Origin of the sequence: Pseudomonas sp. LAP_36, assembly GCF_019456785.1 — a bacterium.
Lineage (GTDB): Bacteria > Pseudomonadota > Gammaproteobacteria > Pseudomonadales > Pseudomonadaceae > Aquipseudomonas > Aquipseudomonas tritici.
Genome location: NZ_JAHZMS010000001.1, coordinates 413,182 through 433,219, shown reverse-complemented (window position 1 = coordinate 433,219; position 20,038 = coordinate 413,182). Strand labels below are relative to the sequence as shown.

At 61.8% G+C, this 20,038-nt stretch carries 16 protein-coding genes; 4 read left to right on the top strand and 12 right to left on the bottom strand.

The annotated features are described in order from the left end of the window. Both JBO08_RS02075 and JBO08_RS02070 read right to left on the bottom strand, forming a co-directional pair. On the bottom strand, positions 1 to 2,511 hold the full coding sequence (locus tag JBO08_RS02075; protein WP_220074557.1) for a TcfC E-set like domain-containing protein: 2,511 nt from the start codon (positions 2,509 to 2,511) through the stop codon (positions 1 to 3). Positions 2,512 to 2,614: 103 nt separating this feature from the next. Further along, complete coding sequence (locus tag JBO08_RS02070; RefSeq protein ID WP_065872560.1) at positions 2,615 to 3,115, bottom strand: CS1 type fimbrial major subunit; 501 nt, start codon at positions 3,113 to 3,115, stop codon at positions 2,615 to 2,617. A 489-nt stretch (positions 3,116 to 3,604) separates the two neighbouring features. On the opposite strand from JBO08_RS02070, the gene JBO08_RS02065 reads away from it, so the two are divergent. Further along, positions 3,605 to 4,144: a PadR family transcriptional regulator gene (locus tag JBO08_RS02065; RefSeq protein WP_065872561.1), complete on the top strand. Its 540-nt coding sequence runs from the start codon at positions 3,605 to 3,607 to the stop codon at positions 4,142 to 4,144. Then, positions 4,141 to 4,908 carry a siderophore-interacting protein gene (locus JBO08_RS02060; protein WP_065872562.1) on the top strand — a complete coding sequence of 256 codons (768 nt, stop codon included), beginning with the start codon at positions 4,141 to 4,143 and terminating at the stop codon, positions 4,906 to 4,908. Before JBO08_RS02065 ends, JBO08_RS02060 begins: the two co-directional genes overlap by 4 nt. 131 nt (positions 4,909 to 5,039) lie before the next feature. Here JBO08_RS02060 and JBO08_RS02055 read toward each other — a convergent pair whose 3' ends face one another. Then, complete coding sequence (locus tag JBO08_RS02055; protein WP_220074558.1) at positions 5,040 to 5,666, bottom strand: Pr6Pr family membrane protein; 627 nt, start codon at positions 5,664 to 5,666, stop codon at positions 5,040 to 5,042. A gap of 4 nt (positions 5,667 to 5,670) precedes the next feature. Beyond that, positions 5,671 to 5,904, bottom strand: coding sequence for a VF530 family DNA-binding protein (locus tag JBO08_RS02050; RefSeq protein WP_012722427.1), 234 nt, complete (start codon positions 5,902 to 5,904; stop codon positions 5,671 to 5,673). 148 nt (positions 5,905 to 6,052) lie between these two features. Here JBO08_RS02050 and JBO08_RS02045 point away from each other — a divergent pair, with 148 nt between their 5' ends. Continuing rightward, positions 6,053 to 8,071, top strand: a complete 2,019-nt coding sequence (locus tag JBO08_RS02045) for a TonB-dependent receptor (protein ID WP_220074559.1) — start codon at positions 6,053 to 6,055, stop codon at positions 8,069 to 8,071. Between the two features lie 453 nt (positions 8,072 to 8,524). Next, positions 8,525 to 10,936 (top strand): glucose/quinate/shikimate family membrane-bound PQQ-dependent dehydrogenase, encoded by a 2,412-nt coding sequence (locus tag JBO08_RS02040; RefSeq protein ID WP_220074560.1) that lies wholly within the window; start codon positions 8,525 to 8,527, stop codon positions 10,934 to 10,936. 183 nt (positions 10,937 to 11,119) lie between these two features. On the opposite strand, the gene JBO08_RS02035 is transcribed toward JBO08_RS02040, so the two are convergent. From JBO08_RS02035 to JBO08_RS02000, 8 genes are all read right to left on the bottom strand, one after another. Continuing rightward, on the bottom strand, positions 11,120 to 13,456 hold the full coding sequence (locus JBO08_RS02035; protein WP_065872575.1) for a bifunctional diguanylate cyclase/phosphodiesterase: 2,337 nt from the start codon (positions 13,454 to 13,456) through the stop codon (positions 11,120 to 11,122). Between the two features lie 210 nt (positions 13,457 to 13,666). Further along, the gene (locus JBO08_RS02030; RefSeq protein ID WP_220074561.1) at positions 13,667 to 14,839 is read right to left on the bottom strand and encodes a PotD/PotF family extracellular solute-binding protein; all 1,173 of its coding nucleotides are present in this window, start codon (positions 14,837 to 14,839) and stop codon (positions 13,667 to 13,669) included. Next, on the bottom strand, positions 14,836 to 15,810 hold the full coding sequence (locus tag JBO08_RS02025; protein WP_065872567.1) for a GTP-binding protein: 975 nt from the start codon (positions 15,808 to 15,810) through the stop codon (positions 14,836 to 14,838). Before JBO08_RS02025 ends, JBO08_RS02030 begins: the two co-directional genes overlap by 4 nt. After that, a complete protein-coding gene (locus tag JBO08_RS02020; RefSeq protein ID WP_065872568.1) occupies positions 15,807 to 16,106 on the bottom strand; it encodes a hypothetical protein in 300 nt (99 codons plus the stop codon). Before JBO08_RS02020 ends, JBO08_RS02025 begins: the two co-directional genes overlap by 4 nt. Positions 16,107 to 16,119: 13 nt before the next feature. Next, on the bottom strand, positions 16,120 to 16,869 hold the full coding sequence (locus tag JBO08_RS02015) for an SDR family NAD(P)-dependent oxidoreductase (RefSeq protein WP_065880122.1): 750 nt from the start codon (positions 16,867 to 16,869) through the stop codon (positions 16,120 to 16,122). Between the two features lie 138 nt (positions 16,870 to 17,007). Beyond that, entirely contained in the window at positions 17,008 to 17,769 is a 762-nt protein-coding gene (locus JBO08_RS02010) for an SDR family NAD(P)-dependent oxidoreductase (RefSeq protein WP_065880123.1), read from the bottom strand. A gap of 10 nt (positions 17,770 to 17,779) precedes the next feature. Beyond that, complete coding sequence (locus JBO08_RS02005) at positions 17,780 to 19,120, bottom strand: MFS transporter (RefSeq protein WP_049709816.1); 1,341 nt, start codon at positions 19,118 to 19,120, stop codon at positions 17,780 to 17,782. A gap of 33 nt (positions 19,121 to 19,153) precedes the next feature. Then, on the bottom strand, positions 19,154 to 20,032 hold the full coding sequence (locus JBO08_RS02000; RefSeq protein ID WP_220074562.1) for a polysaccharide deacetylase: 879 nt from the start codon (positions 20,030 to 20,032) through the stop codon (positions 19,154 to 19,156). Between the last annotated feature and the right edge of the window lie 6 nt (positions 20,033 to 20,038).

Below are 20,038 nucleotides of genomic sequence, written 5' to 3'. Positions count from 1 at the left end.
TCAAAATCCTGCATAGGTTGCGGCCAGCGTGTCTGGGGTGCAGCGCAGATCGCCGATCATCAGCACGTCGCTTTCCAGGCGTGCCTGGCTGGGTTCCAGACGGAACTGGCAGAGCAATTGGTTGGCGTAGCGCACTTCGAGGGTGGGCGAGCTGGCGTTCATTTCCATGGAGAAGAACCCGTCGACTTCGCTGACCCCACGGCTGGCGTGGTTGATCACGTGGTGGCCCTTGAGCGGGTTGCCCTGGCCGTCGATCAAGCGGCCGAGCACGGTGACGGTCTTGATCACGCTGATCTTGCGGTAGCCCACCCCGCCTTTGTTCAGGTGGTAGGGGCTGCGCACCGGTTGGATGCTGGCGGCGGGTGGGTGGTTGCCATCGAAGTCGAAGCTCAGGGTGCTGCTGCGATAGGCCGTGATGGGTACGTAGTTGCGGCCCGGACGCAAGGTGGTGCTGCCACCGCTCAAGTCATCGGCACGCAGGGTGATGTCGTCGATGTCGGTGTCCACGTCGACGATCATCCCGGCACCGCCGTTGGGGTACTGGCTGCTGAGCACGGCTTTCTGCCCGCCGACAGCCAGGGTGCTGGAGAGGTTCAGGCCGCCGCTGAGCTGATCGTTGAACGAGGAGCGCTGCACGAAGGCATCGCCCGACATCGCCTCGGTCTGGAAACTGCCGCGCCCGGATAACCCCACGCCGTAGGTATCGGCAATCGCCGTGGCCGAGACGCTTTGCAGCACGTGGTCTTCAAAGCTTTTCTGGTAGGTCAGCGAGCCGTTGTTATCGCGGCCGCCGTCGCGGGCGGTGCGGGTACCGAGGCTGGCGGACCACTGCTCGCCGGGCCCGCCCAGGGCCAGGCTGACGCTGATGTCGATGCCGCGATTGCGCCGGTCGCCGGTGGTAGACGTCGCCGGGCGATCGAATACCGAGAAGCGCCAGTTGGCGTCGCTGCCGAGCAGGCTGCTGCGCAGGTTCCAGCCCAGGTCAAGGCCCACGCCTTCAATATTGCCCTGGCTGTAGGAGAGTCGCGAGTTGATCGAACTCTTGTTGCTCAGGCGATGGTTGACCGACAGCGACGAGTTGCTGGTCTGGCCGATAAACGCCGTGCGCGGCCGCAACCGTGTACCGTCGGGCAACATCTCGTAGGTGCGGCGGGTGTCGAGCCAGCTGCGGTTGTGGCTGAGCACGACGGTGCCATGCCCGTAGCTATATAGGCCTTGCAGGTCAAGACCGGTGCCGTGATCCTGGGTCTGGTAGACGTTGGCGTAGAGGCTCGTGCTGTTGGCCAGGGTCCAGTCGATGGAGGTACCGAACTGCATGGCCTCGCGCACCTTGCGAGTGGACAGGCCGAGGATCACGCGCGGGTGCGCCAGGTAGTTGAGGCCGGCGCCGTAGGTCCAGTCGCCGGTTGGCTGCTCGTCCCAGTTACTCAACAGTTTGGTCTCACGCCCGACAAAGCTGTTGTAGCGCCAGCGCTCGTCGGCGTTGCGCCAATTGTTGGGCTTGTACACCAGCTCCTGGGTGGTGGCGGTGGTGAGGCCATCTTCCACCAGGCGCACTTCCACTTCGTAGATACCGCCGGGCAAGGGCCGGGTGTCAAGGGTTTGCAGGCCGGCAGCCACCGGTTGGCTGTTGATAAGCAAGCCATTGCGGTAGATCTCCACCGAGGCCTGGCGGCTGGCGGTGACGTAGATCGGATAGACGCTGGGCTTGGGGTTGTTGATCAGCAGGCTGTCGGAGCTGCCGAACATCAGGCCCACGGCTGTGTCCGGGGTGTTGCCGAAGTTGCGGATTTGCCGGGTAAGGCCGTCGGAGCCTGGGGTGAAATAGCCCACGCGCAGGAAGTGGCCGTCCAGTTCGCGCTGGCTATAGAGTTCGTGCACGGCGTGGTAGAGCGTGGTGTCGATGCCGCCGAAGCGCGACAGTTGCAGGTTGAGCGCCTGGGTCCAGTTGCCGACACTGGCGCTGGCGGCGAGGCCGTAGCGTCCGCCGACGGCCTGGTCCTGGCCACCGTTGAGGTTGAGTTGGTTATTAATGATCAGCCCGAAGCTACCGTCTTCGGGCTGGTCGTAATATTTCTTGATCTCGACGCTGCGTTCCACGTTTTGCGTAAGAATCGAGACCAGAGAGTTTTCCAAGCTGTAGTGCACGGCCAGTAGCTGCGATGGGCAGCGACCTTCGCAACTGCCAAGGGCCATGCCTTGTTGCAGAAGTTGCTCCCACGTGTCGCGCTCGCTGGCGGCGTAGTTGCTGTCTTCGGTGTCGTTGAACTCCAGCAGGGTAATACGATCGTCGCGCCCCAATACAATCAGGGCCTCGCCAAGGAACTGCTGATCCAGTTCAACCCGTACGGCCAGGGGCACATCGAAAAAGTGTTGTTCAAAGTCGGTGGGTAACCCCTTGGACTGCGATAACAGGCTACCAGGCAAAGAACCCGGTGCCGTCGGCGCGGCCAGGGCAGTGGCGCAAAACACTAGCGCGAGCGCACCCGCAATCGGCGTCATAGAGAACATGAACGGAATACTCGCTTATACCTTCAATCGGGTCGGCGGCCAGGACAGGCCACCGACCTTTGATCAAGCTCCGGCGCAAGCCAGAGTCTCTTGCACCGGGCCGTTAAGGCGCCGGAGCACGTGGCACGGCATCGAAGATCACCGTGTATTGGGCGGTGTAGAGACCGTTCTGGGTATCCGCCGGCTTGGCCGGCGTAATCACCAGGTCAGCCTGGGTACCGGGGGTGGATTGAGGGTCGTCGACCACCTCCTGAGGGGTGGCGGTGAGCACGACACCGTTGAAGGTATTGGTCAGCGCAATGCTGTCGCTACCGTTGTACAGCGCGGCCGACGTGGGGCCGCCCTCGATGTAGGCGTGTACCGAACCGTCGGTGTTCTTGACGTCATAGGTGGCGCGCAGGGAACTCAGTTCACCGCTGACCACGTTGTAGTTCATGGTCTCGTCCTTACCGAAGTTCGGGTCGCGAGGCTGGGCATGGAACTGCTTGGTGGGGATGGTCGCCTTGATGTTGATCGACGAACGCGCGTCATCGGCAGCAAAGGCCATGGAGGAACTCAATACGGCCGCGACCAGGGGTGCTGCGACGGCAATTTTCTTAAGCATGGCTGAATACCTGTTTTCTAAACGTATAGGTTTTAGAAGCGATGAAAAGCGTCATTGGGGTTCGTGCTTTCCAACTACTTGCATTGACCGAACCCATGGCTCGATCAACGCAAACAAGTATCCAAAGGCCACCCTTGTAGGTAAGCAGGGCACTTCCTTAGTTGCTGTAGCCAAACAAATTATTTGCCATAGGAAAAAGATGGCCTTTTGCCAAAACTTTTCATTCAACTGTAAGGCAAAGACTACTTCGATTAATTTATGAAGAGCGATTAACTGTAAGAACCATATTACACGGCGCTCTAGTTCGAAACGTCTCTGTCACTTCAATCGCTGTAAGGCATGTCGCTGATTAATCGAGTCGTTATTTTAATTAATAGAACACTGCTCGAATCCTGCCAGCCGAAAGGGGTTGACCGTTGGTCAGACGCGCTTGCCCTTAAGCAAAGATATATCTTACGTTGTATCTTACAAAAGCACAGAGCAGAGAAAATGAGAGAACATCACCCCCATCATCATGACCGTGACGGCTTCGACAAACGCCCCGGCCGCGAACGCAGTAGCCGTGGCCCGCGGGTCTTCGCACCGGGCGATTTGAAGCTGTTGCTGCCGGCGTTGATCGCCGAACAGCCCTGCCACGGCTACGACCTGATCCGTCAGATCGAAGGCCTGTTTGACGGCGCCTACTCCCCCAGCCCCGGCGTGATCTACCCGACCTTGACCTTCCTCGAAGAGAGCGAATTGATCACGGGTGACGCCGAGGGCGGGAAAAAACGCTACACAATCACCGACGCCGGTCGTCTCTTCTTAAGCGAGCAGGCGGTGGCCCTGGACGGCATTCGCATGCGCATCGACGTAAGCAAGCGTTCACTGCGCGGCCACGACCGCCCAGCGGAAATCCACGAGGCGGTGCATAACCTGCGTCATGCCCTGCATTCGCACCACGGGCGTTGGAGCCCGGAAGAAATTCTTCGTGTCGCGGCGCTGCTCAACGGCGCCGCCCAAGCCATTGCCGACGGGAAAGCAGAATGAATACTCAAGCCATCCATCGCGTTACCCACGAAATCAAACGTCGTCGCCTCGAGGTGCTGCGTGTGGTTGATATCACCCCACGCATGCGCCGCATCACCCTGGGCGGCCCTGAACTGGCGGGCTTTATCAGCCTGGGCAGTGACGATCACATCAAGCTGCTGTTCCCGCAGAACGCCGCTGAACAGGCCGCGCTGGAAAGCCCGAGCTTCAGCATCAAGGGCGACGGCCCGCAACCGGCCATGCGCGACTACACGCCACGGCGCTTTGACCTGAGCATTGGCGAACTGGATATCGACTTCGTGCTGCACGGCGATGGGCCTGCATCCACCTGGGCCGAGCAGGTGCAGGTCGGCCAGCACCTGTACATCGGCGGGCCACGGGGCTCGATGATCGTGCCGGATATTTTCGACAGCTACCTGTTGATCGGCGATGAAACCGCCCTGCCTGCCATTGCGCGACGCCTGGAAGAACTGCCGGCGGGCCGCAAGGTGTTGGCCGTGATTGAGATCGCCAATGCGGCGGAGCAACAAGCACTGCAAAGTGCCGCCGATGTGCAGGTGAAATGGGTGGTGCGTGGCCAGGACGATCTGCTCGACACCGTACAGAACCTGACGCTGCCGAGCGGTTCGCTGTACAGCTTCGTGGCGACCGAAACCAAGTTGTCGCGCCGGGTACGGCGAGTGCTGCTGGACACGCACAAGGTCAATGAGGAACACCTCAAGGCCGTGGGTTACTGGCGCGCCGAGGGCAGCGAAGACGAGTAACCCCCTCGAACACACTAAAGATCAAATGTGGGAGCTGGCTTGTCGGGCGCCGCATCGCTGCGATAGCGGTGCATCTGTCGACAGATTCATCGACTGACACTCCGTCATCGCGGGCAAGCCCGGCTCCCACATTAGATTTGTGGTGGCTTCAGAAACCTGTCGAGCCCCACCACCATTAATGCAATCAGCACAAACCCCGCCAAAATCTCCCCGGCATTCACAAACACCTGTGGGTAACCGAGGGTCCCCACATCAATGAACGGGTACTGATACTGCCCGAGCAAATCCCCACGCAGCAGCGCATAGCCAAAATACACCAGCGGGTAAATCACCCACGCCGCGATGTGCCTGACGTGCAAGTTGCCCTTGGGCACACATCGCCACCAGTAGATAAAAAACAACACCGGCATCACGTCGTGCAGCAACTCGTCAGCAATAAACTGGAAACCTTCAGGCTGCCACAGGTGCCGCAGCAGCAGGTTATAGGCCAGGCCCACTACCACGATGCTCACGGCGATGCCGCTGCTGACCTTGGGCCCGAGAAAAAACCGCTTCGCTGCGCAATCGCGATTCACCCACGCATAGCTCAACACCACCACCGCCAGGGTGTTGGTGAGCACGGTGAAGAAGCTGAAAAAGTTAACCAACCCGCCCATCAGGCTGGCGCCGGACTCCCAGCGCGAATAGAAAATCAGGTATTGCTGGGTCGCCAGCCCCGTCCAACCGGCCAGCGCCGCTGCTGCCACGAACCGCTTCATGGGTTCAATCCAACGGGCGTTTGGTGCGCATCAGTTTCACGTACAACCCTTCGACTTTCTCCCGCGCCCAAGGCGTCTTGCGCAAGAAGGTGAGGCTCGACTTGATGCTCGGGTCACTCTTGAAGCAGCGGATATCAATACGCTCGGCAAGGCCTTCCCATTCGTAGTGTTCCACCAGGGTGGTGAGGACGTGCTGCAGGGTCACGCCGTGGAGTGGGTCGTTACTTGTCGCGGTCATGCCAGGCCTATGAAAAATGTGTTCACGAAGGCGCACACCTTATCACCCCGCCTGCTCGTTATAAAAAGTTCCCGCCTTCAACGAAAAAGAGATGTTATATTGTAACGATAAATCTCAAATCTTTTCGTCGTTTTCCAAGGAATGTCCGATGCCCCTCTCTTCTCTGTGGCGCTTGACCCCACTCGCCGCCGCCCTGTTGATCTGCTCCGAAGCCCACGCCCTGGAGTTGCAGCCCCAGGTCATCACCGGCAACCCTCTAGGCAGCGAACAGCTTGCTTCGCCGACCACCGTGCTGGAGGGCGATAACCTGACCCTGCAACAAAAAGGCAGCCTCGGTGAAACCCTGAACAAACAGCCGGGCGTGTCGTCTTCTTACTTCGGCCCGGGCGCGAGCCGGCCAATCATCCGTGGCCAGGATGGCGACCGTATCCGCATCCTGCGCAATGGCGTGGGTGCGCTGGATGCCTCTTCGCTGTCCTACGACCACGCGGTGCCGCTGGACCCGGTTAACGTCGATCGCATTGAAATCGTGCGCGGCCCGACGGCGTTGTTGTACGGCGGCAGCGCCATCGGCGGCGTGGTCAACACGTTCGACAACCGTATCCCCACCGAGGCCATCGAAGGCATCCACGGTGCCGGTGAATTGCGCTACGGCGGCGCCGACACCACGCGCAGCAGCGCTGGCAGGCTGGAAGCCGGTAACGGCACCTTTGCCTTGCACCTGGACGCCAATGCGCGGGCATTCAATGACCTGAAAATCCCCGGCCAGGCGCGCAGCCGCCATGCCCCGGAAACCGATGATGCCCCTGGCAAAAACGGCCGCCTGGGTAACAGCGACGGCCGCCAGGACGGCGGCGCGGTGGGAGGTTCCTACACCTGGGATGACGGTTATGCCGGGCTGTCCTACAGCAACTACGACGCGAACTATGGCTCCCCGGCCGAAAAGGACGTGCGCATTCGCATGCAGCAGGACCACTACGCGTTCGCGTCGGAGATCCGCAACCTGCAAGGCCCGTTTACCTCGGTAAAACTTGACGCGGGCTACACCGATTACGAACACCGTGAAATCGAAGGCGGCGAAACCGGCACGCTCTTCAAGAACAAGGGTTATGAAGCGCGCGTCGAAGCCCGTCACCACCCCATCGGCCCGTTCGACGGCGTGGTTGGCGCACAAGTGACCCGCAACGAATTCTCAGCCCTCGGTGAAGAAGCCTTCGTGCCGCAGACCGACACCAACGCCGGCGCGCTGTTTATCCTCGAAGAAATGCAGGCCACCGAGCGCCTGAAACTCAGCCTCGGCGGGCGCCTGGAACACACCAGCGTCGACCCGGATGCCAAGGGCAATGCGCGCTTCGCCGGTGCGGACAAATCCAATGATTTCACCGCCGGCAGCCTGTCCTCCGGGGCGGTCTACAGCCTCACGCCAATCTGGTCCCTTGCCGCGACCCTGGGCTATACCGAACGCGCGCCGACCTTTTACGAGCTGTACGCCAACGGTGCCCACGTCGCCACCGGCACCTACGAGCTGGGCAATGCCAACCTGAAGAAAGAAAAAGCCGTGTCCAGCGACCTGGCCCTGCGCTTTGACAACGGCACCCACAAAGGCAGCTTTGGTGTGTTCTACAGCCGTTTCTCCAACTACATCGGCCTGCTGGGCAGCGGTCGCACACTGAACGATGAGGGTGAAGAAGACGCAGGCGGCATCCCTGAGTACAAATACTCCGGCGTGCGTGCACGTTTCGCCGGCTTCGAAGCCCAGGATCACTGGAAACTTGGCGAAAGCGCCTACGGTAAGTTCGCACTGGAACTGTCGGGCGACTACACCCGCGCGACCAATCTGGATACCGGTGAAGCCTTGCCGCGTATTGCGCCGCTGCGCTTGAACAGCGGCTTGTTGTGGGAGCTGGACCGCTGGCAGGCACGCATCGATGTTGAACATGCCGCAGGACAAGGGCGTGTGCCGGATAACGAGAGTGGCACCGATGGCTACACCACATTGGGCGCCAGCGCCGGGTATCGTTTCAACATGGGTGGCAGCCAGTGGTTGGCGTTTGTGAACGGTGAAAACCTGACAAACCAGACGGTGCGCTACGCCAGTTCGATCCTGCGGGATATCGCGCCGGCACCGGGCAGAAGCGTGCAGTTCGGCGTCCGCACAACCTTCTAAATCTCCCCCAATCCCTGTGGGAGCCGGGCTTGCCCGCGATACAGACACCTCGGTATTCCAGTTGCACCGAGGCGATGCAATCGCAGGCAAGCCAGCTCCCACACACACCCGTTCCCATCGCCTTTTGCAGCGACATTTAGTCACTGTTACCAAATCTGAAATGATGCATCTTGCGATTTGCGCTTTCTCTAACCGCGCACTCCCTTTATCCTTGCCCGCAATAATCTGAAACGTTTCACCTCCCGGTCGACCCCATCTTGCCGAATCATACCGCCCATCAAGACAGCGCTGTCTTACACAGACCTGCGCGTGGGAATAAATCGCCCGCCTGTGGATAACCGTGCTTATCCCCAGAAAAACTGAATTAACGCTGAACCAAGCCCGTGTCGAATCGTCATCTACAGTGAAGAAACACGGGGATACATAATTCCAACGCAACGGAGAAACACAACTATGAGCACTGACGGTGCCTCAAGCCCAAGTCGCCTGCTGCCCAGGCTGCTAGGCGTCTTGCTGCTGATCATGGGCCTGGCCTTGCTGGCCGGTGGTATCAAGCTGACGATGCTCGGCGGGTCGCTGTATTACCTGCTGGCCGGTATCGGCATCGCCCTGACCGGCGTTCTGCTGCTGGCTACTCGCCGCGCCGCGCTGGGTCTGTACGCACTGGTGCTGTTCGCCAGTACCGTGTGGGCCCTGTGGGAAGTCGGCCTGGACTGGTGGCAATTGGTGCCACGCCTGGCGCTGCTGTTCGCCCTGGGTCTCGTCATGCTGCTCCCGTGGTTTCGCCGTCCGTTGCTGCGTGGTCAGCCTGCCCCGCTGGGCACTGGCGCACTGAGCGTTGCCGTGGTGCTGGCCGGTGCCGCCGCCATTGCCAGCCAATTCACCAACCCCGGTGAAATCAAAGGCCAGCTGGACCGCGACGCGGTACCGGGCATGGCCAACGCTGCACCGGCCCAGGCCGACGGCGATTGGAACGCCTACGGCCGTTCGGCCTTTGGCGATCGCTACTCGCCGCTGGCGCAGATCACCCCGGAAAACGCCCACAAACTGGTGCCGGCGTGGACCTTCCGCACCGGTGACATCCCTGGCGCAGGCGACCCGGGTGAAACCACCGCGGAAAACACCCCGCTGAAAGTCAACGGCATGCTCTACGTGTGCACGCCGCACAGCCAAGTGATTGCCCTGGACCCAGACACCGGCAAGGAAATCTGGCGTTTCGACCCGAAGATCACCACCCAAGGTGCTGAAAGCTTCAAGGGTTGGGCGCACATGACCTGCCGTGGCGTGTCGTATCACGATGATGCCGCCTATGCCTCCGAGCAGAGCCCGACCGGCAGCGCCAGCCCGGCCGCCGCACCGAACGCCTGCCCGAAACGCATCTTCGTGCCGACCGCCGACACCCGTCTGATCGCCCTGAATGCCGACACCGGCAAGATGTGTGAAGACTTCGGTGACAAAGGCCAGGTCGACCTGCATGCCAATATCGGCAGCTTCGCCCCCGGCGGTTACTACTCCACGTCGCCACCGGCCGTGACCAAGAACCTGGTGGTGATTGGCGGTCACGTGACCGACAACGTTTCCATCGACGAGCCGAGCGGCGTGATCCGCGCGTTCGACGTGCACACCGGCAAGCTGGTGTGGAACTGGGACAGCGGCAACCCGGACGACACCACCCCGTTGGCCGAAGGCAAGACCTACACCCGCAACTCGCCGAACATGTGGTCCATGTTCGCCGTGGATGAAAAACTCGGCATGCTCTACCTGCCGATGGGCAACCAGATGCCCGACCAGTACGGCGGCGACCGTACCGACGATTCCGAAAAATACGCTGCCGGCCTCACCGCCCTGGACATCGACACCGGCCACGTGAAGTGGACCTTCCAGTTCACTCACCATGACCTGTGGGACATGGACGTGGGCGGCCAGCCTTCGCTGATCGACATCAAGACCGAAGCCGGCGTGAAGCAGGCAGTGATGGCGTCGACCAAGCAAGGCAGCATCTACGTGCTGGACCGCGCTACCGGCCAACCGGTCGTGCCGATCCACGAAGTGGCGGTCCCGCAAGGCGCAGTAGCGGGCGACCGCACCTCCCCTACCCAACCGAAGTCCGACCTGAACTTCATGCCACCGCCGCTCAAAGAGCGTGACATGTGGGGCGTGACGCCGTTCGACCAGATGCTGTGCCGCATCGACTTCAAATCCCTGCGCTACGACGGCCCATTCACCCCGCCATCGCTGCAAGGTTCGATCGTTTATCCGGGTAACTTCGGCGTGTTCGACTGGGGTGGCATTTCCGTCGACCCGGTGCGTCAGATTGCCTTCGTGAACCCAAGCTACATGGCGTTCAAATCGAAGCTGATCCCGGCGGCCGACATCGCCAAGCAAGGCCCACGCGTCAGTGAAACCGAAGGCGTGCAGCCAAACAAAGGCGCGCCGTACGGTGTGATCCTCGAAGCCATGCTGTCGCCAATGGGCCTGCCGTGCCAGGCGCCAGCTTGGGGTTACGTGGCGGCGGTCGACCTGACCACCCACAAAACCATCTGGATGCACAAAAACGGCACCGTGCGCGACAGCTCGCCGGTTCCGATCCCACTGACCATGGGCGTGCCTAGCCTGGGCGGCACCTTCACCACCGCTGGTGGCGTGTCCTTCCTCAGCGGCACCCTCGACCAGTACCTGCGTGCCTATGACGTGAAAAACGGCAAGCAACTGTGGGAAGGCCGCCTGCCAGCGGGCGCGCAAACCACGCCGATGACCTACACCGGCAAGGACGGCAAGCAGTACGTGCTGGTCATGGCGGGCGGTCACGGTTCCCTGGGTACCAAGCAGGGTGACTATGTAATGGCGTTCAAACTGCCGGATTAAGCAACACCGGCGGCAAGACAAAGGCGGCTACCCACGCAGGTAGCCGCCTTTTTTCTGCCCGATCCCATTGCGCCTTCCCGCCGCAACCCTCGCCGTTCCCGCCACACTCGCCACCTTCGCCATCCTCGCCACCCCCGTAGCAGGCGTCGTTATGCGGTTGTTATGCGGTTATTAGGTGGTGGTTCAGAGCGGCAGCCGCTCACGGCGCATCCACATCTCGAACGCCATCACATTCAGCGGTCGGCTGATGAGGTAGCCCTGGGCGGTGTCGCAGTTCCACAGCTTGAGCAGCTTCAAGCTGGGGGCGAACTCGACGCCTTCGGCCACTACCTTGAGGCCGAGGTTATGGCTCATTTCGATGGTGGAACGCACGATCACGCCGTCGCCACTGGTGCTGTTCAGGTTGCGGATGAACGACTGGTCGATCTTCAACTCCTGCACCGGCAAGCGCTGCAGTTGCGCGAGCGAGGAATAGCCGGTGCCGAAGTCATCCACCGACAGGCTGATACCGCAGCCGCGCAGTTGCTCCAACACGCTGAGCGCCTGTTGCGGGTTGTGCATGATCGCGCTTTCGGTGATCTCGAAAATCAGTTGCTGGGCGCCCACTTGGTAGTGCATCAGCAAGGCGGTGACCCGGATCGCCAGGTCATCATCGGCCAGGTCATCCACCGAAATATTCACCGACAGCTGGATATGCATGCCCCGCTGCCCCCACTCGCCGATCTGGCGGATGGCTTCTTCGATCACCCACAGGGTCAGGCTGCTCATGCTGCCGGTGCGCTCGGCCAAGGGGATGAATTCGGCGGGAGACACCTGGCCCAGGGTCGGATGCTGCCAGCGCAACAAGGCTTCAGCCTGGCATACATGGCCGTGCTTGAGGTCGAGCTTGGGTTGGTAGCACAGGAACAACTCGCCTTCGACCGCGGCACGCCGCAGGTCACGGATCAGGGTGATCTGGCGCTGGTGAGCCAGGTCGCGGTCCTGCTGGTAGATCTGCAAATGCCCCGGCAGGCTCGCCGCGTCATGCCGGGCAATGGCGGCGCGGCTGATCAACTCTTCCACCTGCTGGCCATCGGCGGGGTAAGCCGCGATGCCAATGCTCACTTCATGGCGCAGTTCGTCATTGCCGATGCGCTGGGGTTCGGTGAGCAGCGCATAAAGGCGATCGGCGCGCGACACGGCGCGGTCGATCTCGGTATTTTCCAGCAACAGCAGGAATTCACTGCCGGTGATGCGCGCGGCGGTGTCGCTGGCCAACAGGCTCATGGACAGGCAGCGGCTGGCTTCACGCAGCATTTCTTCCACACCGGCGGGGCCGAAACCTTCGTTGATCACCCGGTAGTTCTCGATCCCCACGTACAGTAAAACCACCGGCCGCCGAGCACTGATCGCACTGCCCAGGCGCTCCATGGCCAGGGCGCGATTGGGCAGACCGGTGAGAGGATCATGCAGGGCGTTATGGGCCAATTGCCGCTCGCGCATGGCGATGCCGCTTTGCATGGCATTGAACGCCCGGGCCAGCAGGCCAAATTCATCATGGCCGCGCACCCGCACCGGCGTGCGGTAGTCACCGGCGCCGATGCGCTCGGCGGCTTGCACCAAGGCGTTAAGAGGACGCGACACCCGCCGCGCCAGGAACAGCGCGCCAGCCAGCGACACCACCAGCACCGCCAGGGCAATCCCGAGGAACTGCCGGTCCAGGGGCGCGAAGGATTCCAGGGCGTGGTCCAGCGGGCTTTGCAGCAGCACACGCACCTCGTCGCCGTCACCGGAGTTGGCCAGCGGCAGTACCTGGCTGAGCACACGCTCGCCGTAGAACAGGTGGATCTGCGGCTCGGGGTTGACGCGCGCCTCGCGCAAAAGACTGAGGGTGGTGGCCTGGTACGCCTCGGGCTGGGTGCTGAATAGCGCACCGGGTTTACCGTTCTGCACGCTGAGGAAAGACACCTCAAGGCTGCTCATGGCGCGCAGTTCATTGGCAAACAACGTGTCCATGGGAAAGCCCATGACCACGCGTGCGATGGGCAGCGGGTCGAGCACTTCGTGTTGCACCAGCAAGTAAGGGCAACCGTCCATGGCCACGATCAGCATCTGCAAGCCGGTACGACGCGCGTGGCGCATGGCATCGTCATAAGGGAAAACCTGGCCACGCGTGAAGAGGGGCAAGGTGCTGGCCATGACGTTGCCATCCAGGCCCAGCACAAACACTTCGCTGGAGCGAATACCCGTGCCATGCCGGCGCAGGGCCGCGAGCATCGCCACGGTCTTGCCCTCGGCCACCGCCTGCCTGAACGGGCCGTCCACGGTGAGCCAGTCGAGGCCGTATTGAAGGCGACGCCCACGAAGTTCCAGCAAGCGTTCGAACACTTGGCTACCGGTTTTCAGTTGAACTTGCGCCTGGTTTTCCACGGCACGGGCGGTGGCGGCCTTGACGGCGAAATAAGTGGCGGCGACCACCACCAACAGCAAGAGCGCCAGCACGCTGGCAATTCGGGTTTGAAACGTATGGCGCCAGCGCAGTGCGGTGGCTTCTGGCAGCATTCGCCTCTCTCTGCCATTACGTCCCTTCGTCATAAGCGTTCCTGGCAAATGCTGACCCGGCGTCAAAAAAACATCCATTTCGCATGGATATTTGGTTTGCGCAGATTAACCGGGACAAAGCATAAGTGCACCCAATAAAACCGGGGACTTCACTGCCATTTTAATGGCGGTAAGCCATTGACCGACGACTTAGCCGCGAGCACGCATAAAATCCCCCCAACGCCGTACCAGGTAGTTGTGTTCATCCATCACCGAATTCCACACCGCAATATGCCCCATGCGTTGCTCATAGGAACCGCCGTCGCGCACTTCACCGATATGGATCAACGGCAGGCCATCGCTGCCCGGCAGCTCCTCTCGCGCAGGCTTGCCGGCATACCAGTAATCCCACTCGGCGCGGCTCAGATGGTCTCGGCTACGCGCCGGGTTGCCGATGTAGTAACCCTGGCGCGCCATCACCGCACCGGGCCAGCCGGACAGCCACCAATTCAGGTAGGCATACGCGGCATCCAGCACCGGCCCCTTCGCATGGCGCGACAATGACAAACCACCAAACCAGGCGCGATAGCCTTCGCGTGGCACCGCCAGGCGGTATTTCACCCCGGCGCGGTGCAGGCGCATCAAGGTCGGCGACCACAGGCTCTGGATATCGATGCTGGGGCTGAGCATCAATTGCGCGGCCTCTTCGTCATCGGACCAGAACGCCGCGAAGTGCCCCTCCTTTTGTTTGCGCACGAGGATGTCGGCCAGTACATCGATCTCTTCGATGCTCATGTTGCCGATGTCCTTGAAGCTCGCCAGCCCCGCGCCCTGCACTGCCAGCGCAGCGTCCAGCGCACCGATCGCAGCGTCGCTTTGCAGGGCGGTACGTGCGCGCCAGGCCGGGTCGAGCAACCAGCCCCAGCTTTCATTGCCATGGCAAAAACCTTCGGGCAAGCGCTCAGGACGGTAGGCGAAACTGTCGGCGTTGTGGGTCAGGGGCAACATGCTGATGCGCTCGGTGACCGTGCTGCCGAGGCTGCCGTCGTGCTGCACGAACAGCCGCTCGCTGGGCACGCTGCCGCTGCCGAGGCGGTCATCGGGCGAAAGGCGCCCGCGCTTGGGCAGGTCATTGATCTCGTGCCATAGCGCGATGCGTCGGGTGTCGATAGGCTGGATGGCCCGGGCCGGCCACACGAAGTCGACGTTGTGGAACCACTGGTCATACAGGTCGTAGCTGTCGGGTTGCATCACCGCGATGCGTTGCGCCTGCTCGACGTCGTGCACCTGGTAGACCAGGCGAATGCCCAGCTCCTCTTCGGCGCGTACCCGCAGGCATTCAAGCAGGGTGACCGACGTGCCGAGAACGCGGAGTGTGATCATGCAGCGAACCGCCGCGAGAACGCTTCAAACGAACGCTTGAGCAGCGCAGGCTCGAGGCCACGCAGGATAAACACCAGGCGTGATTGCCGGTCGCTGCCCGGCCATGCAGGCAAATGCACCGGCGCATGCAGGCAATGCTGCACGCCATGAATGACGATGGGGGCGTTACTGGCGTTCACGTTGAGCAGCCCTTTGACGCGGAGAATTCGTTCGCCGTGGCATCTTAACAGCATCGACAACCATACCCCGAAACCCACCCAATCAAGAGGCTGGTCGAAGGTCAGGCTGCAGACTTGCGCAGCGCCGTGGGTGGCCGTGGTGGTGTGATGCAGCTGCCAGCGGCTGACTTCCATGGCGGGCTCGGCACTGCGCAGGCCTTCGCCCAGCAGCAGTTGGTCGCCGCTATGGATGTCATGGGTATTGAGGATCGGCGTACCGGCATTGAGCGCCTGTAAATGGGCGCGCAGTGCAGCGCAGTCACCCGCCAGATCAGTCTTGCTCAGCAGCAAGCGGTCCGCCGCCGCTACCTGGGCCAGCCATTCCGGGTGCAGGCGTTCTTGCAGGACGGCATGGCTGGCGTCCACCAGGGTGATCACCAAGCCAATATGAAAACGCCCGCGCAACTGCACGTCGTTGTTCAGGGTGGCCAGGATCGGCGCCGGGTCGGCCAGGCCAGTGGTCTCCAGGATGACCCGCTTGAACGCCGGGATTTCACCGCGCTCACGGCGTTGAAACAAGGTCAACAACGCCTCTTTCAACTCGCCACGGATCGAGCAACACACACAGCCGCTGGGCAGCAGCACCGTATCCGGCGCCACTTCTTCCACCAGCAGGTGGTCGATGCCGACATCACCGAACTCGTTGATCAGCAACGCGGTGTCGCCCAGGCTTTCACCCTGCAGCAGGCGCTTGAGCAAGGTGGTCTTGCCGCTGCCAAGGAAGCCGGTGATGACGTTGAGGGCGATGCTCATCGGGCTGTCTCCAAGTGCTCCAACAAACGCGGATCGAGGGGATCCAGTGGCTGGCCGAGCATGTTTTCGGCGGCTTGCCACAGTTGATCCAGACCGCTGGCCAGCGCCTGCTTGCCAGTGGCGCCGAGCAGCAGATAGGACGCGCCCTGGAAGTCTTCGACCTTGAGCCGGAACACCGCCAGCACCTGGTTGATCGCCGCGATCCGGCGCAGGCGTTCACGGCGCCGGGGTAACTCATCACCCAGGGGATCGCTCCAGTGCAGGTCCTCGCCGAGCAGTCCGCAGAGTCCGCACATGGCTACACCTCACTCATGGCATGACATCGCCGGAGTTCGGGCCCAGTGTCTGGCCAACGAACAAGTTGCCGCCGGGCTCGCTGGCCAGCAGCACCGCCACCGGCGCCACTTCATCGGCCAGGCCGAAACGGCCCAGCGGCAACTCCTTGGCCTTGGCGCGTTTCCATTCCTCACTGATACCGCCCACCAATGGCGTTTCAATCGGGCCCGGTGCGATGGCGTTGACCAGTACGTTGTCTTTTGCCACTTCCAGCGCCAGGGACTTGGTAAAGCCGATCACCCCAGCCTTGGCGGCGGCGTAGTGAGTCAACTCGGCGCCGCCCTTGATGCCCAGTTGCGAGGCGACATTGATGATCCGCCCCCAACGCTGCGCGAGCATGTGCGGCAAGGCGCGCTGGCTGGCGACGAACACACTGGTGAGGTCGACGCGCAGCATGTCGTTCCACATGTCGATGGTCAGGTCGACGCAACGCGCCTGGGTGAGCATGCCGGCATTGTTGACCAGGATATCGATACCGCCGAACTGCTCGACGCAACGATCAACACTGGCCTGGGCGCCTTCGACGGTGCCGACGTCGGCCAGGCATTCGAACACCTCGGCGCCAAGGTTGCGGCAGGTGATCGCGGTTTCGGCGAGGCTGGCGGCGTTGCGGTCGGCCAGCACCAGGCGCGCGCCTTCGGCGGCGTAGGCACGGGCGATGGCAGCGCCGATGCCACTGCCGGCGCCGGTGATGACGGCGCGGCGGTGAGTGAGTTGAGGCATGTAAATTCTCCCGAGACAAACACGGTTCTAATGTGGGAGCTGGCTTGCCTGCGATGGCGGTGGGTCAGCCACACATGTATTCACTGATACACCGTTATCGCAGGCAAGCCAGCTCCCACATTTTTAAATGGGGTGCAGTCAGTCGGGCCAGCGTACGGTCAGGCCGCCGTCGATGACGATGCTCTGCCCGGTCAGGTAGCTCGACGCTTCACTGGTCAAAAACTGCACCAGCGACGCGACTTCATCCGCTCGCCCTACCCGCCCCAGCGGAATCGCGCGCGCCGCCTTGGCCAAACCTTCCGGCCCCAGCGAGTTCTTTGCATCCAGCGACTGCGGCGTTTCAATCAACCCTGGAATCACCGCATTGCAACGAATGCCCAGCGGCGCCAACTCCACCGCCAGAGACCGGCACAACCCCGGCACACCGGCCTTGGCCGCCGCGTAATGGCTGTGTTCCTGCCAGCCATACACGCCACCGGCAATCGACGAAATCGCGACCAGCGCGCCGCCTTCATGCATATGCCGGGTCGCCGCGCGGAAGGTGCGCATCACCCCCGTGAGGTCGACGTTGAGCATCTCGTCCCACAGCGCATCGGTCATTTCCAGCAACGGTGCGCGACGCAGCAGTCCGGCGTTGGCCACCGCATAATCCAGTCGCCCGAAATGCTGTATGGCTTGCGCGGCCAGTGCGTCGACCGAGGCAGTATCGCCCACGTCCAACGGCAGCATCAGGCATTCGCCACCAGCGGCTTCCACCAGGCTGACGGTGGTCTGCGGGTCATGGGGATCAGCCGGGTAATACCCGCCCACCACCGCCACGCGGTGGCGGGCATAGGCCACGGCGAGGGCTTGGCCGATGCCGCTGGCGGCACCGGTAATCAAGGCAACTTTACGGCTCATCACTCACTCCTTACTGAACGGTTTCCGGGCGCACATGGCGCGCGGCAAACATCAGCACACCAGACAGGAAGCACGGCAATGCGCCAAACCACAGCGCGGCGGTTTGCCAGTCGCTGCCGGCGGACAACACTTGGGTAGCACCAAAACCTGCGACCACCGCGCCGATCGGGCCCATGGCATGGATGATCGCGCCCCCCGTGGCGCGAATGCTGGTAGGGAAACTCTCACTGATAAAGAACAGCGCTGCCGAGTACGGCCCGATCAGGAAGAACAGGCCCAGGCTGTAGAGCCCGACCACCATCGGCATATTGCTCGGACCAAACAGCATCCCGGCGAACGCCAGGCCGCCAAGCATCCAGCCCAGGCCGATCACGTTGCGACGGCCGATCTTGTCGCCCATCCAGCCGTGGCTGAGGTAGCCGCAGTAGCCCACCAGGTTCGACAGCACGAGGATGATCAGCGAGTTCTCGAACGAGATGTGGTGCACGCTGACAATCACCGACGTCCCGAGCACGCTGAACACCTGGATAGCTGCCCAGTTAAGCAACAGTGCAGCGCCAATCACCAGGGTGGCGCGGCGCGCCGGGCCACGGAAGGCGGCCTTGAGACCGGCCTTGCTGTGTTCGTCATAGTCCACGCCGTAGGTCACGGCGACATTTTGTGCTTCAGTCACCGCGCCGCTTTTACGCAGTTGGCTGATGCGTTCATGGATCTGGAACTGCGGACTCTCCTTGAGCTTGCGCGCCATGATCGCAATCACCAGCGCCGGGATTGCAGCGAAGATGAAGCAGCCCTGCCAGCCAATGATCGGCAGCAGCAACGCGGTCAACCCGGCGGCGATCAACGCACCGACCGGCCAGCCGCCCTGCACCAGGCTGTAGATAAAGCCGCGACGCTTGGTCAACCGCGGGTCTTCCGAGGCGCCATACAGCTCGCTCAAATACGTCGCGTTGACGGTTTCCTCGGCATAGCCCAGGCCGCCCAGCGACCGGATCAGAATCAGCGGCGACTTGCCCCACGCGCCGCCGATTGCAGTCAGTGCCGAGCAGAGCGCGGAACCTGCCACGGTGAAGATAATGCCTTTGCGCCGCCCCAACTTATCGACGACGGGGCCGATGGCAAAGGCGACCACCGCCGTGCCCACCGCTACCCAGGTCGCGATTTCAGCTTGCTCCACTTCCCCCCAGCCAAAATGCCGGCCGATCTCCGGTAGCAAAGTGCCGAACAGGATGAAGTCATACACCGCGAACACCCAGGCGAAAAACGCGATCCAGGTGGCGAAACGTACTTCCTTGGACGTCAGTTGCCGGGGTTTCCAGCCAGTCAGGTCAAGCTTGTTATAGATGGACATAATCGCGCCTCAAGGGGGGAGCAAGGGTGGGTGTCAGGTACGCGGTCGGCGGCGGATAAAGTCGTCGGCGATTTCGTCAAAGGTGACGAAGCGCACGCCGGCATGGCTCTGGATGTGTTCGATCAGCCGCTCAAGCATCAACAGCACTTGCGGGCGGCCGGAAACATCGGGGTGGATGGTCATGGTGAACACGGCGTGTTCGTGCTCGCGGTAGACCCAATCGAACTGGTCGCGCCACATTTCTTCGAGGTGACGCGGGTTGACGAAGCCGTGGCTGTTGGGGGCCTTTTTGATGAACATCATCGGCGGCAGGTCGTCGAGGTACCAATTGGCCGGGATCTCCACCAGGTCGGTTTCTTCGCCGCGTACCAGTGGTTTCATCCAGATGTCGGGGTGCTGGCTGTAATCGATCTTGGTCCAGCTGTCACCCTTGCGCACGTAGTAGGGGTGGAAGTCGTTGTGCATCAGGCTGTGGTCGTACTTGATGCCTTTTTTCAGCAGCAGTTCGTTGGTGACCTTGCTGAATTCCCACCATGGCGCGACGTAGCCAGTGGGGCGTTTGCCGGTGACCTGGGTGATCAGCTCGATGGATTTATCGAGGACGATTTCTTCCTGCTCGGCGGTCATCGCGATGGGGTTTTCGTGGCTGTAGCCGTGCACGCCGATTTCGTGACCGGCGTCGGCCACCGCCTTCATCTGCTCGGGAAAGGTTTCCATCGAGTGGCCGGGGATGAACCAGGTGGTGCGCAGGCCATAGCGCTCGAACAATTTGAGCAGGCGCGGAGCACCGATTTCACCGGCAAACAAGCCGCGGGAAATGTCGTCCGGCGAGTCTTCACCGCCATAGGAACCGAGCCAGCCGGCGACGGCGTCAACGTCGACACCAAATGCACAAAGAATGTCTTTAGCCATGATGAA

Coding starts and splice junctions, on each gene's coding strand:
- JBO08_RS02030 (WP_220074561.1), bottom strand. CDS start 14,839: ATGATCACACTCCGCGTTCTCGGCACGTCGGTCACCCTGCTTGAATGC.
- JBO08_RS02065 (WP_065872561.1), top strand. CDS start 3,605: ATGAGAGAACATCACCCCCATCATCATGACCGTGACGGCTTCGACAAA.
- JBO08_RS02070 (WP_065872560.1), bottom strand. CDS start 3,115: ATGCTTAAGAAAATTGCCGTCGCAGCACCCCTGGTCGCGGCCGTATTG.
- JBO08_RS02075 (WP_220074557.1), bottom strand. CDS start 2,511: ATGTTCTCTATGACGCCGATTGCGGGTGCGCTCGCGCTAGTGTTTTGC.
- JBO08_RS02060 (WP_065872562.1), top strand. CDS start 4,141: ATGAATACTCAAGCCATCCATCGCGTTACCCACGAAATCAAACGTCGT.
- JBO08_RS02015 (WP_065880122.1), bottom strand. CDS start 16,869: ATGCCTCAACTCACTCACCGCCGCGCCGTCATCACCGGCGCCGGCAGT.
- JBO08_RS02025 (WP_065872567.1), bottom strand. CDS start 15,810: ATGAGCATCGCCCTCAACGTCATCACCGGCTTCCTTGGCAGCGGCAAG.
- JBO08_RS02050 (WP_012722427.1), bottom strand. CDS start 5,904: ATGACCGCGACAAGTAACGACCCACTCCACGGCGTGACCCTGCAGCAC.
- JBO08_RS02020 (WP_065872568.1), bottom strand. CDS start 16,106: ATGTGCGGACTCTGCGGACTGCTCGGCGAGGACCTGCACTGGAGCGAT.
- JBO08_RS02000 (WP_220074562.1), bottom strand. CDS start 20,032: ATGGCTAAAGACATTCTTTGTGCATTTGGTGTCGACGTTGACGCCGTC.
- JBO08_RS02005 (WP_049709816.1), bottom strand. CDS start 19,120: ATGTCCATCTATAACAAGCTTGACCTGACTGGCTGGAAACCCCGGCAA.
- JBO08_RS02040 (WP_220074560.1), top strand. CDS start 8,525: ATGAGCACTGACGGTGCCTCAAGCCCAAGTCGCCTGCTGCCCAGGCTG.
- JBO08_RS02010 (WP_065880123.1), bottom strand. CDS start 17,769: ATGAGCCGTAAAGTTGCCTTGATTACCGGTGCCGCCAGCGGCATCGGC.
- JBO08_RS02045 (WP_220074559.1), top strand. CDS start 6,053: ATGCCCCTCTCTTCTCTGTGGCGCTTGACCCCACTCGCCGCCGCCCTG.
- JBO08_RS02055 (WP_220074558.1), bottom strand. CDS start 5,666: ATGAAGCGGTTCGTGGCAGCAGCGGCGCTGGCCGGTTGGACGGGGCTG.